The organism is Paenibacillus filicis, from assembly GCF_038070315.1.
GTDB classification, from domain to species: Bacteria; Bacillota; Bacilli; order Paenibacillales; family NBRC-103111; genus Paenibacillus_G; species Paenibacillus_G filicis.
In genome coordinates this window covers 33,799-45,867 of record NZ_JBBPCC010000002.1, presented here as the reverse complement: position 1 = coordinate 45,867, position 12,069 = coordinate 33,799, and the positions used below count along the sequence as shown (strand labels likewise).

General features: G+C 51.8%; 10 protein-coding genes. 9 read left to right on the top strand and 1 reads right to left on the bottom strand.

The features are described from left to right. Positions 1-6 precede the first annotated feature (6 nt). The 8 genes from ssuD (at position 7) to WMW72_RS04025 (ending at position 9,924) form a co-directional block, all read left to right on the top strand. A complete protein-coding gene (ssuD, locus tag WMW72_RS04060) occupies positions 7-1,155 on the top strand; it encodes an FMNH2-dependent alkanesulfonate monooxygenase (RefSeq protein WP_341414141.1) in 1,149 nt (382 codons plus the stop codon). 50 nt (positions 1,156-1,205) lie between these two features. Beyond that, positions 1,206-2,534 (top strand): LLM class flavin-dependent oxidoreductase, encoded by a 1,329-nt coding sequence (locus WMW72_RS04055; protein ID WP_341414140.1) that lies wholly within the window; start codon positions 1,206-1,208, stop codon positions 2,532-2,534. Between the two features lie 105 nt (positions 2,535-2,639). Further along, a complete protein-coding gene (locus WMW72_RS04050) occupies positions 2,640-4,301 on the top strand; it encodes an ABC transporter substrate-binding protein (RefSeq protein ID WP_341414139.1) in 1,662 nt (553 codons plus the stop codon). Positions 4,302-4,321: 20 nt separating this feature from the next. Then, entirely contained in the window at positions 4,322-5,254 is a 933-nt protein-coding gene (locus tag WMW72_RS04045) for an ABC transporter permease (RefSeq protein ID WP_423227511.1), read from the top strand. Positions 5,255-5,270: 16 nt separating this feature from the next. Next, positions 5,271-6,113, top strand: coding sequence for an ABC transporter permease (locus WMW72_RS04040; RefSeq protein ID WP_341414138.1), 843 nt, complete (start codon positions 5,271-5,273; stop codon positions 6,111-6,113). 17 nt (positions 6,114-6,130) lie between these two features. Continuing rightward, complete coding sequence (locus WMW72_RS04035; protein ID WP_341414137.1) at positions 6,131-8,152, top strand: ABC transporter ATP-binding protein; 2,022 nt, start codon at positions 6,131-6,133, stop codon at positions 8,150-8,152. A gap of 60 nt (positions 8,153-8,212) precedes the next feature. Beyond that, positions 8,213-9,235 carry an LLM class flavin-dependent oxidoreductase gene (locus tag WMW72_RS04030; RefSeq protein WP_341414136.1) on the top strand — a complete coding sequence of 341 codons (1,023 nt, stop codon included), beginning with the start codon at positions 8,213-8,215 and terminating at the stop codon, positions 9,233-9,235. Positions 9,236-9,396: 161 nt separating this feature from the next. Beyond that, positions 9,397-9,924, top strand: coding sequence for a DinB family protein (locus WMW72_RS04025; RefSeq protein ID WP_341414135.1), 528 nt, complete (start codon positions 9,397-9,399; stop codon positions 9,922-9,924). Here the strand turns inward: WMW72_RS04025 and WMW72_RS04020 are convergent. Then, the gene (locus tag WMW72_RS04020; RefSeq protein WP_341414134.1) at positions 9,896-11,110 is read right to left on the bottom strand and encodes an MFS transporter; all 1,215 of its coding nucleotides are present in this window, start codon (positions 11,108-11,110) and stop codon (positions 9,896-9,898) included. The two genes, WMW72_RS04025 and WMW72_RS04020, sit on opposite strands and share 29 nt — an antisense overlap. 122 nt (positions 11,111-11,232) lie before the next feature. On the opposite strand from WMW72_RS04020, the gene WMW72_RS04015 reads away from it, so the two are divergent. Then, on the top strand, positions 11,233-12,042 hold the full coding sequence (locus WMW72_RS04015) for a helix-turn-helix domain-containing protein (RefSeq protein WP_341414133.1): 810 nt from the start codon (positions 11,233-11,235) through the stop codon (positions 12,040-12,042). The last annotated feature ends 27 nt before the right edge of the window (positions 12,043-12,069 follow it).

The following is a 12,069-nucleotide window of genomic DNA, read 5'->3' as shown; positions in this document are numbered from 1 at the left end:
TTTGAAATGGAAGTGTTTTGGTTTATTCCAACGCATGGGGATGGCCGTTATTTAGGGACGAGGGAGGGTGCTCGCGCTGTCAGCTATGCCTACTGCAAGCAGATTGCTCAAGCTGCGGATGAATTGGGATACAGCGGTGTGCTGCTGCCGACAGGCAAATCATGCGAAGACGCATGGATCGTCGCGTCTACGCTTGTACCGGTGACGAACAAATTGAAATTTCTAGTAGCTGTACGCCCCGGACTGATGTCTCCTACGCTTGCCGCCAGAATGACGGCTACCCTGGATCGATTCTCCCAAGGGAGGCTGCTCATCAACGTGGTAACGGGTGGTGATCCTGTTGAATTGGCGGGAGATGGAATGTTCCTCAGCCATGATGAACGGTACAAGCTGACTGGCGAGTTTTTGGATGTGTGGCGCAAGGAGCTTGAGGGTGAAGAAGTCAACGTCGAAGGGGAGCATATCCGAATTGAAGGCGGTAAAGCCCTATACCCTCCCATCCAAAAGCCCTATCCGCCGCTTTATTTTGGAGGTTCGTCGGAAGCAGCCAAAGACATAGCCGCAGAGCATGTGGATGTCTACCTTACCTGGGGAGAACCACTCGATCAGGTCAAAGAAAAAATCGAGCATATGCGCAAGCTCGCCAGTGCCAAGGGCCGCACCCTTCGATTCGGGATTCGCCTTCATGTGATTGTCCGGCAGACGGAGGAGGAGGCCTGGAAGGCGGCTGATGAATTGATCGCGCACCTGGATGAGGAAACGATCCAATCCGCACAGCAGATCTTTGCCCGTATGGACTCTGAAGGGCAGAGGCGGATGTCGGCACTCCATCATGGAGACCGTTCCAAGCTGGAAATCTCTCCAAACCTGTGGGCAGGCATTGGTCTTGTACGCGGAGGAGCGGGCACGGCGCTGGTAGGCAGTCCTGACAGTGTGGCTGCTCGAATGAAGGAGTACGCCGATTTAGGAATCGAAACGTTCATTCTTTCGGGTTATCCACATCTGGAAGAAGCTTACCGCACGGCAGAATTGCTATTTCCCAAGCTGCCGCTTAAGAAACCGGAAGAGAACGGCAACCCTTCTTTCATTAGTCCATTCGGGGAAATGATTGCGAACAATGAAATTCCTGACGCGAGGGTAAAGAGCGGGAAGTGAAATTGAACCGCTTAGGCGCGTGAAGCTTTAGACCTATGGAGGTATACACGATGGCAAATCCCCACAAACAATTCCATCTTGCTGTTTTTCTGCTTGCAGGAGGACATCATGTGTCAGGCTGGAGGCATCCAGAAGCCGATGCATTGGGAGTTCATGATTTTCAATATTATAAGCGTCTGGCGCAAACGGCTGAAAGAGGCAAATTCGATGCCTTTTTCTTTGCAGATGTGCTGGGCATCGGCCAGAATGATAAGCGATTCGATCCCAGCAATGTTCGCTTGGATCCGATGCTTCCGTTGGCGGCACTGGCTGTCGTAACGGAGCGTATAGGGCTTGTGGCTACGGTGAGCACTTCTTATAACGAGCCGTTTAATGTGGCACGCCGATTTGCAACGCTTGACCATCTCAGCAATGGCCGTGCCTCCTGGAACGTAGTCACAAGCTTCAAGTCGCAGGAAGCTAATAACTTCAACCAGCATAGCTTGCCTGACCCCAGTTTGAGGTATGAAAAGGCAAGAGAATTCGTACAGGTCGTCAAGGGGTTATGGGACACCTGGGAGGAAGACGCCTTGGTAGCTGACAAAGAGAGTGGCATTTTTTCATTAGAAGAGAAGATTCACGATTTAAATCACGAAGGCAAGTATTTTTCGGTTCGAGGTCCGCTTAATATTAGTCGTCCGCCCCAAGGGCACCCGGTTATCTTTCAGGCAGGCACATCTGAAGGCGGTAAGGAGCTTGCGGCCGAGACAGCCGAGGCGGTTTTTACCGCTTGGTCTACATTGGAGAAGGCCCAGGAGTACTATCGGGATGTTAAGGGAAGGATGGCCCGTTATGGAAGAGCTCCTGACCAGTTGAAAATTATGCTCGGTCTGATTCCCATTGTCGGAAGAACGGAAGAGGAAGCGGAGCGTAAAGAGCAGGAACTGCAGAGCTTACTCTTGCCTGAGGTTGGCGTTGCAAAGCTGTCTTATATGTTCGGCTACGATCTATCCCCATTCCCTATTGACGAGCCCTTACCGCAAACGTTCAATTTGGGTGATGCCCATGGAGCCAGCAGGCGGTTTCAACCGATTAAGGACATTGCCGATCGAGAACAACTAACCATCAGACAGCTGTACGAACGTTACGCAGGGAATCGTGGACATCTGCAGGTAAGAGGAACACCGGAGCAAATAGCGGACGTTATGGAGGAGTGGTTCGTTGCAGGGGCAGCGGACGGTTTCAACATTCTGCCCCCCTATTTGCCAGGTGGTCTAGATGATTTTGTTGACCTTGTCGTACCGGAGCTGCAGAAGCGAGGTTTATTCCGTACGGAGTATGAAGGAACAACGCTGCGTGAGCATTTTGGTTTGTCGCGTCCGGCCAACCGGTTTCATTAATCATCGCAGGTACATTCTTGAATGGAAATCTCCTGCAACAAAACAAACTAATTCGATTGGAATAATTAACCTATTCGTATCAAGAGAAGAGGAAACCATATGTATATGATAAAAAGAGTCTTGGCTAAGCCTATCGCATTCATGACCATTCTGACATTGATTCTATCAGGGTGCAGCAGCGATGGAGCGTCGAAAAATGTGAGCGTACCTGCGTCTAGTCCAGCCGCCAGCGCAGGGAATGAACCTCAAAAAGGCGGGGAGTTAACCTATGCGCTCGCAGGTTCTCCGAGGAGTCTTGACCCGCACGGAGATGGATCGGCGCTCGGTGCGAGAGTGCAGAGGACGATGTTCGATAGTCTTGTTCTTTTGCAGGATAATCAGGTCAAGCCATGGCTTGCCACCGAATGGTCGAGCTCGGCAGATGGCAAGAGCTATACGTTCAAGCTTCGTCAGGGCGTCAAATTTCATGATGGAGAACCGTTTAACGCTCAAGCCGTGAAGTACAATTTTGACAGGCTTGTTGATCCGAATACCAAGTCGGGTGTAGGCAGGGAGGCGATTGGGCCTTACGTATCTTCCGAGGTCATCGATGAGAATACACTCAAGGTCAATCTCGAAAAGCCGTACGCTCCTTTCCTGGCCGGACTGAGCCAGTTCTTTATTGGCAACGTATCCCCTGCTGCATTGGAGAAGCTGGGTTCTCAATTAGGTAAAATTCCGGCAGCCGGAACAGGGCCGTTCAAATTCTTGAAATGGGTGGAAAATTCGGAGATTGCGCTAGAAAGAAATCCGGATTACAACTGGGGACCGACAGGCTTGTCCAACAAGGGTCCAGCCTATCTGGATAAGCTAACCTTCAAGATTGTTCCGGAAGAAGCGACGCGTATCGGAAGCGTGCTCAGCAAGCAGGTGCTTGCGGGTGAAACCGTCCCTCCGCAGAACGTTGTTGCTCTGAAAAATGATTCTAACTTTCAAATCTTCCAAACTCAGACGGGCGGACTGCCCTACACGCTCTTTATTAACCAAAAACACGCACCATGGAATGAACTGAAGGCCAGACAAGCCCTTCAATTAACGATTGATGTCGACTTTATTGTGAAGACACTCTATCTGGGCACCTATGAACGTGCGTGGTCTCCATTATCTCCATCTACGCTCGGTTATTCCAAGTCCTTGGAGAATACGGTCAAGCCTGATGTCAAGAAAGCGAATCAATTGTTGGACGAATTGGGATGGACTCGTGGAGCGGACGGAATCCGGGAGAAGGATGGCAAGAAATTGTCGATTCTCTATGTAGACAGCTCTCCCAATCGTGAAAAGCGTAACGATATCGCCACGATTATCCAACAGCAGCTGAAGGAAATCGGAGTGGCCGTAGACGTGCAAATTACAAAGGATGCTTACACAAGCGTCATAACCAAAGGCAAGCCCTACGATGTATTTGGAAATAGCACCGTAAGCCCAGACCCGGACAGAGTCCGTTTCTTCTATCATTCTCAAGTTAGCAACGTGCCTGGCGATCAACGGAACATCCCTGGACTAGCTGACCCGGAGATCGACAAGCTGATTGATCAAGGCGGGGTAGAAACAGACCCAGGCAAGCGTGCGGAAATTTACAAGCAGTTTCAGCAGGCTGTTATAGACAAGGCCATCATCATTCCGATCTATGTGTTTCCGTATACTGTTGCAGCAGCCAAATCAGTTCAAGGCTTGAAATTTGATTCGCCTGGATATCCGTTGTTCAATGATGTGTTTATCGCAAAATAAGGTTTAGGCAGAAGGAGTTCATGAACTTGCTCAAAGCGGTGGTTGTTCGATTTCTGACATCCCTGATGGTGATCTTGGGTTCGCTTGTGCTCGTATTCGTTATCGTGTATCTGCTCCCGGGGGATCCTACAGATCGTATGCTGGATCCTTCGGCTACACCGGAGATGGTGGCACAGCTGCGGCATCAGCTCGGCGTGGACAGACCCTTTTACGTGCAATTTACCGAATACATGGGCAGCATGCTTCGCGGAGATTTCGGCAAATCATTAATGAATGACGAGCCTGTGCTGCCCAAAATTATGCTGAATTTCCCCTCAACCCTGAAGCTGGCTGCAGCGAGCGCGATCATCGCTGCCGTAGTCGGCATCGGATTGGGGGTGCTTTCAGCGGTTCATCGCGGTGGCTGGATCGATATGACGGCGAGGATTGTCGGTTTATTCGGTATCTCTATGCCTACCTTTTGGTCAGGTATTCTTCTGATTATTATTTTTTCCGTTCATTTGGGCTGGTTTCCCTCGATTGGCTCGGATGGATGGCGGACACTTGTTTTACCTGCATTTGCGAAGGGAATCGTCGGTGCGGGCTTCATTGTACGATTAGTGCGCAACAGTATGCTTGAAGTCATTAATGAGCAGTTCATCGTTACACTGCGAGCTAAGGGTCTGCCTGAACGGTTAGTGATGTATCGGCACGCCTTACGTAATGCCTTAATCCCGGCTATCACGATGATCGGAGTGCTGAGCGGGGACCTGCTGGCGGGAGCCGTGGTGATCGAAACGGTGTTTTCCAGACAAGGCATAGGCAGAGTCATATCCGAAGCGCTGATGGCCAAGGATTTACCGGTCATACAGGGTGTTATTTTCTTTACGGCCATCATTTACGTTCTGGTTAATTTACTCGTGGACATTTCCTATTCGTTCATTGATCCCCGAGTGAGGCGACAAAAGAGGTGAAGGGAGTCGGCAGGTCATGAGATCGGCAGCGGCTGTTAAACATTTTATTGTCTCCAAATTACTTGTGTATGGCTCCATTTTGTTCCTTGTATTTATTGTTGCTTGTGCGCTATTCCCCGGGTGGATAGCGCCTTATTCACCAACGGTGATGATGCCTGCCCAAATTTTACAGCCACCCAGCGCTGCTCATCTGTTCGGGACGGATTTTTTAGGAAGAGATGTGTTTAGTGTCGTTGTCCACGGCAGTCGGGACTCCTTATTCATAGGGGCTGCTTCGGTTATTGCGGGAGGGATCATTGGAGGAACAATTGGCGTTCTAGCGGGATATGTAGAGGGCTTCTTTGATGTCGTGGTTATGCGTTTGGTTGAGATTATCATGACCATTCCAGGTATTTTACTCGCACTTGCCATCGCTGCTGCATTAAAGCCGAGCTTGTTCAATATTGTGCTTGCCGTAGCCGTATCTGCTGTTCCTGGATACGCGCGAGTGCTTCGGGGGCAAATATTAAGCATCAAGCGGCGTTCGTTTATTACGGCCGCACGCTCTATAGGGACAAGCAGATTGCAAATTTTTGTTCGGCATGTGCTCCCCAATTCGTGGTCCCCTTTGCTTGTTATGGCGACAATCGGTATGGGAACTTCGATCTTAGTAGGTTCAAGCCTCAGTTTTCTCGGACTGGGTATTATCAAAGAAATTCCGGATTGGGGCTCGCTTCTGTCACAGGGACGCGGCTACCTGACGGTAGCTTGGTGGATGTCCACCTTTCCGGGAATCATCATCACGATGCTGGTGCTTTCTGTCAACTTGTTAGGTGATCATCTCCGGGACTATTTAGACCCTAAAAACAGCCGGATATAGGGAAGGGAGGGCTGTTATTGAAAGACCTGCTGGACATTCAGAACTTGACGGTACAATTTGCTACGAAGAATGGCAGCCTTACGGCTATTTCTGACGTTTCATTGCATATCAAAGTGGGGGAAACGGTATGTATTGTCGGGGAGTCGGGGAGCGGTAAAACCATACTATCCAAGTCGATCATGAGATTAATCGATTATGAGAACGGTGTGATTACCCAAGGGGAGATGTTATTGGACGGAATCGATCTGATATCGCTCTCCTCCAAGCAGCTTCGCAGCTTACGAGGTAAAAAAATGGCGATGGTGTTTCAGGAGCCCATGTCGGCATTCGACCCTGTCTTCACCATCGGCAGCCAAATTGTAGATGTCATCATCCATCATAGAATGAGCGATCGAAGAGCGGCATGGAAGCGGGCTGTATATTTACTGGAACGGGTAGGTATTTCCGAGCCAGAGGAGCGGATGAAACAATATCCGAATGAATTGTCTGGCGGGATGCTGCAGCGGGCTATGATTGCCATGGCGCTGGCTTGTGAGCCGGAGCTGCTTATTGCCGACGAGCCGACGACGGCTTTGGATATGACGGTTCAAGCCCAAATTCTTCAATTGCTGCAGGAGCTAAAAGAAGAGTTTAACATGTCCATCCTGCTGATCACCCATGATATTGGGATCGCAGCCGAGATGGCAGACCGGATTATCGTCATGTATGCGGGACAAATTGTAGAGCAAGCAAGCGTGCAGCAGCTGTTCGATCAGCCTCATCACCCTTATTCCAAGGGGCTACTGGGCTCCATTACGACCTTGGAGAGCGACCGGAACCTGAGACTGTATTCGATCCGGGGCGCTGTTCCCAATCTGAGCGATTGGCCGACAGGCTGCCGGTTTCATCCTCGTTGTGCATACGCAAGCGAGAAGTGCAGGAGCGATAGTCCCCCGCTTATGGATATTAACGGCCGGCAAGCGGCTTGCTGGCATTCCGCAGAACTGGCCAGATCCCGTGAATGGGGAACGGTGGAAGTCACAGATCTAGCTGCCGTCCCTAAGCCGGTTGCAGAGTTCGATGCAGCGAGAAATGAAGAGAACTCGACTCTCATGGAAATCAAGGGCTTAAGCAAATGGTATCCGTTGAAAAAAGGCTTGGGCCATTCTACCTTTATTCGTGCAGTGGACGACGTTTCTTTTCATATCCGTGAAGGAGAAACGTTCGGTCTGGTAGGTGAATCCGGCAGCGGTAAAAGTACGCTTGGGCGCACGATCCTGCAATTGGAACGAGCAACAGCAGGCGAGGTACGATTCCAGGGAAGAGACTTGGCCCGGTTGGACGAACCTGGGCTGCAGAAGGTTCGCAAAAACATGCAAATGATTTTTCAGGATGCTTACGGTTCTATGAATCCGCGTTGGAAAGTCAGTGAGATCATTGGTGAACCGCTATGGGTGCACGAAGCTTTAACCGCCAAGGAAAAGCGGGAACGAGTGGAAGAACTCCTGGAAATCGTGGGTATGGATCGAACGTGGTATGATCGGTACCCGCATGAATTTTCTGGAGGACAGCGTCAGAGAATCGGTATAGCCAGAGCGATTGCTCTTAATCCCTCGTTTGTGCTGGCGGATGAAGCTGTCTCTGCGCTCGATGTATCTGTGCAGGCACAGATTGTAAACCTGCTTCAGGATTTACAAAAGAATATCGGTTTGACGTATTTATTTATCGGCCATGGCCTCCATATTGTACGGCATATTTCCGATCGGATCGGTGTCATGTATCTTGGCAAGCTGGTTGAAATTGCAGACAGCGAAGAATTATTCCGGCATCCGGCCCATCATTATACGAAAGCGCTGATCGCTTCGATTCCATGGCCTGATCCAGCCCGGAAAAAAGTACTTTCCTCTATAAAAGGAGAAATTCCTTCGTCTGCTAACCCGCCCTCGGGCTGCCGATTTCATACCCGTTGTCCAGCCGCCACTGCACGCTGCAAGGAAGAGCCTCCGGAGTGGACTGAGGTCGGCAAGGGCCATTACACAGCTTGTCATTATCCAGCATAGGCAATGAAATGGAAGTGTTTCAGGTAAGGAATTGGTAATTGTCTGGAAAGGATGGAGAAGATGTCATTTGCATTAAGCTTATTGGATAAAAGCCCCATTTACGAGAACGAGACGGCTGCGCAAGCGCTCCAGCATACACTTGAGCTTGTCAAGGCGGCAGAACGGTTGGGATATCATCGATTCTGGGTATCGGAGCATCATGACATGGACAGCTTTGCGTGCCCGTCGCCAGAGGTTTTAATCGCTTACTTGCTTGCACAAACGCAACATATACGAATTGGTTCGGGCGGTGTCATGCTCCAGCATTACAGTCCCTACAAAGTGGCCGAGAACTTCAATCTCCTCTCCTGCCTGGCGCCAGGCCGAGTGGATCTGGGTGTTGGAAGGGCGCCAGGGGGATTCCCTAGATCTACGCGGGCGCTGCAGCCCGTTCCAAGCGAAACGGTGATACCGCTTGTCGACAAGCTGTTACTCTTGGACCAGCTTGTTCATGATGAGTATCGAACGGATCAAGCGGATCCGCTGTATGGTCTGCGGGCGAAGCCAAGTCCGCCCAAACCGCCGGAGCTTTATTTGCTGGGAGCAAGCGTGGACAGCGCGGAGACAGCTGCGAGGCTGGGCCTGCCTTATGTATTCTCTCAGTGGATCAGCGGAGATGATGAAGTGCAGACGCAGGCCCTTGCTGCATATCGGACCAAATTCCATTCATCAAGGCTGCCAGCCAAGCATGTGATTATGGCCGTATCTGTCATTGTAGCCGATACCGATGAGGAAGCTGAGCGGCAAGCTGAGGAATTCCAAGTCATCAAGATTTTTTTGGAAAACGGCAAAAAATTGAGGGTAGGCACTCTGGAGCTATTAAACGAGTTCACCAGGCAAACTTCCGATAAGTATACCATTGAACAAAAAAGAACCATCATTATACATGGCTCCTATCAAACGGTGCTCGAAAAGCTCAAACGGTTATATCTTCAATACGAGTTTGACGAGCTTATGGTCAGCTTGGAACTCAAGACACTGTCCCAGCGGCTGGATGCTCTCCGAGAAATCAGGATAGGACTTTCGGAGCTCGTTCGTTCTTAAACTTTGGCATTCATACGCGAACTCTATTCTCCATCTTGACAAAAATTGCAATTTTACAATACATTCAACATGTCGGGATGTCGGACAATACAACGATCATGTGGCCAACAGTATCTAAACGGGGTCTGGATTAGGTGTATAAGAATGGAGGGGGAAACAGAATGAAGCAAATTCAAGAGCGGCCGAATCAAGACGAATATACCGAGTACTATGGGAAGTATATCCAATTAGTCCCGGCTGGGGACTTATTGGATATACTCAGACGACAAGAGCAGGAGACGCTGCAGGTTTTTACCAGCTTGAGCGAGGAACAATCCTTGTATCGCTACGCGCCGGACAAATGGAGCCTGAAGGAAATTCTGGGTCATCTCCTAGATAATGAGCGCGTGATGATCTACCGGCTGGTGCGGATCTCACGCAAGGACGCATCCACACTTTCTGGCTTTGACCAGGATCTATTCGTGCAGGAGTCCGGTTTCGACAGTGTGCCGCTAGAGCTGCTGCTGGAGGACTACCGGGCTGTGCGCGCTTCGACGCTGACGCTGCTGCGTACATTGGATGCCGAACGCTTGCAGCGCCAGGGCGTGGCCAATAACAACAAGCTGTCCGTACTGGCACTCGCTTGTATCGTCGCCGGTCACGAGCGGCATCATCTAAACGTTATGGGTGAGCGTTACCGGCAAGCTTAGCATCCGACGGCAGGAACATCGCCAGCAGGCCGAGCAGCGGCAGGTAAGCGCACAGCTGAATGACGAAGGATACGTTCGTCAGGTCGATCAGCCAGCCCATGATGACGGAGCCGAGGCCGGCGAGGCCGAATGCCAAGCCGAAGAACAAACCGGATACGGTACCGATCTTGCCCGGCAGCAGCTCTTGGGCGTACACGATGATAACGGAGAAGCCGGACATCAGGATCATGCCGATCAGAGCGCATAGCACGATAGACCAGAACGGTGTCGCATAAGGCAGCAGCAGCGAGAAAGGAGCTGTGCCTGCGATGGAAAACCAGATGATCTTCTTACGTCCGAACCGGTCTGCCAGCGGCCCGCCGAGCAGTGTGCCAAGCATCCCGGCAAATTGCAGGACAAACAATGGAATCTGTGCATCCTCGAACGGACGCTGGAAGCGATCCATGTAATAGAAGGAATAATAGCCGGTCATGCTGGCGACATAGACGAATTTGGAGAATAGCAGTACGATCAGCAGGCTGATCGCCATTGCAACGAAGCCGCGGGGATGTTGGACTGCGGCTTTTGCCGTTTTTGCGGCGCGCGGTGTTACGAGCTGCTGCTTATACCAGCGGCTGACGGCGTATTGTACGAAGATGCCGATGATGGCCGCGATGGCGAACATGATAAGTCCCCGCGTCCCGTAAGGCATGACGAGAAAGCCTACCGCGAGCGGTGCCAGCGCCTGTCCGGTATTGCCTCCGACCTGGAAGACAGACTGGGCCAGCCCGCTGCCCTTGCCGGCAGCCAGATGGGCGACGCGGGATGACTCCGGATGGAGCACGGAGGAGCCGATCCCGAGCAGCATGGCGGAGATCAGCAGCCCAGCGAAGTGGGAGGAATAGGCCATACCGATGATTCCGACTAAGGAGAAGAGCATACCGCCGGGCAGCAGCAGCGGCATGGGCCGTTTGTCGGTGATGCTGCCGATGAACGGCTGCAGCACGCAAGCTGTTACGTTGAGCATGAAGGCGATCCATCCGACCTGGGCGAAGCTGAGGTTGAGCGTTTGCCGCAGCAGCGGGAAGACGGCTGGGACGGCGGATTGCATCGCGTCATTCAGCAGATGCGCGAGGGTGACGCCGATGAGGGCGTACACGGAGTACGAGCGGGCCGCTGCTAGGGCAGGGCTTGTTGCTGTTTTCATGGGTATCATCCTTTACTTGGTTGTCTTACTTGGTAGCTTAACGCACAGGCGGATGATTTGTCGTCGAGATTGATGCTGTTCTTTCGAGCATTTTTTGCTATACTGGACTCGGGTGAGAAACGATGCAGATACACATGACGACTCCGCGGCTGGAGCTGTGGAGAATTGAGGATAGCTTCGCTAATGAAAGGCATTGCCATGACAATATGTACCAGATCACGGTTCCCGTGTACGGCTCTTGCGCCTTCGACTTGGAGAATCGTTCGTACAGCCTCGAGAGCGGGGAAGCGCTGATTCAGTACCCCAATGACCGGCATTCGTTCCGGATCGGGGACGGAGAGGGCGTCGTGGTTATTCAGTTGAAGAATGTACGGGAGGTTTGGGAGCTGGACCGGCCCTGGGAGCCCGTGATGAAGCAGCGGATAAATGGCGAGGAGCTGCTCCGGCAGCATCGCAAGTGGAGCCTTGCGCTCTGCTCCGCAGACCGGGCGGAGGCCGGCTTCATCGAGGAAACGGAAGCGGAGGTGATGAGCTATCTATCCCGGATTCTTCAGGGCAATCACCAGGACGGTTCGGAGATGCGCGCAGCTCTTCCGGTATGTGACGATCCTCACCTAGTTCGAGTGCTCGAGTATATGCGGGATTGCTACATGAAGCCCGTCTCCATCGAGGAGATGGCGGGCATTGCGGGGATGAGCCGGTTTCACTTTATCCGCTCCTTCAAGGCGCAGATCGGGTATGCTCCGTACCAGTACATGCTGGCGATCCGTATCGATGTGGCGAAGTGGCGGCTGCGGTCCACGCGTCATACGGTGACCGATATTAGCCTGGACGTCGGGTTCGCAAGTCCAAGTCAGCTCTATCGTGCCTTCCATAAGTTTACGGGCATGTCGCCTGAGCAATACAGGCAGCAAGGAGCCTTCTTGTCCTAACTCAAGCGAAAAGCCCGGCCGGACTGC

Excerpts from the sequence above, each read along its gene's own strand:
- ssuD (WP_341414141.1), top strand. The coding sequence starts at position 7 with ATGGAAGTGTTTTGGTTTATTCCAACGCATGGGGATGGCCGTTATTTA.
- WMW72_RS04055 (WP_341414140.1), top strand. The coding sequence starts at position 1,206 with ATGGCAAATCCCCACAAACAATTCCATCTTGCTGTTTTTCTGCTTGCA.
- WMW72_RS04050 (WP_341414139.1), top strand. The coding sequence starts at position 2,640 with ATGATAAAAAGAGTCTTGGCTAAGCCTATCGCATTCATGACCATTCTG.
- WMW72_RS04045 (WP_423227511.1), top strand. The coding sequence starts at position 4,322 with ATGAACTTGCTCAAAGCGGTGGTTGTTCGATTTCTGACATCCCTGATG.
- WMW72_RS04040 (WP_341414138.1), top strand. The coding sequence starts at position 5,271 with ATGAGATCGGCAGCGGCTGTTAAACATTTTATTGTCTCCAAATTACTT.
- WMW72_RS04030 (WP_341414136.1), top strand. The coding sequence starts at position 8,213 with ATGTCATTTGCATTAAGCTTATTGGATAAAAGCCCCATTTACGAGAAC.
- WMW72_RS04025 (WP_341414135.1), top strand. The coding sequence starts at position 9,397 with ATGAAGCAAATTCAAGAGCGGCCGAATCAAGACGAATATACCGAGTAC.
- WMW72_RS04020 (WP_341414134.1), bottom strand. The coding sequence starts at position 11,110 with ATGAAAACAGCAACAAGCCCTGCCCTAGCAGCGGCCCGCTCGTACTCC.
- WMW72_RS04015 (WP_341414133.1), top strand. The coding sequence starts at position 11,233 with ATGCAGATACACATGACGACTCCGCGGCTGGAGCTGTGGAGAATTGAG.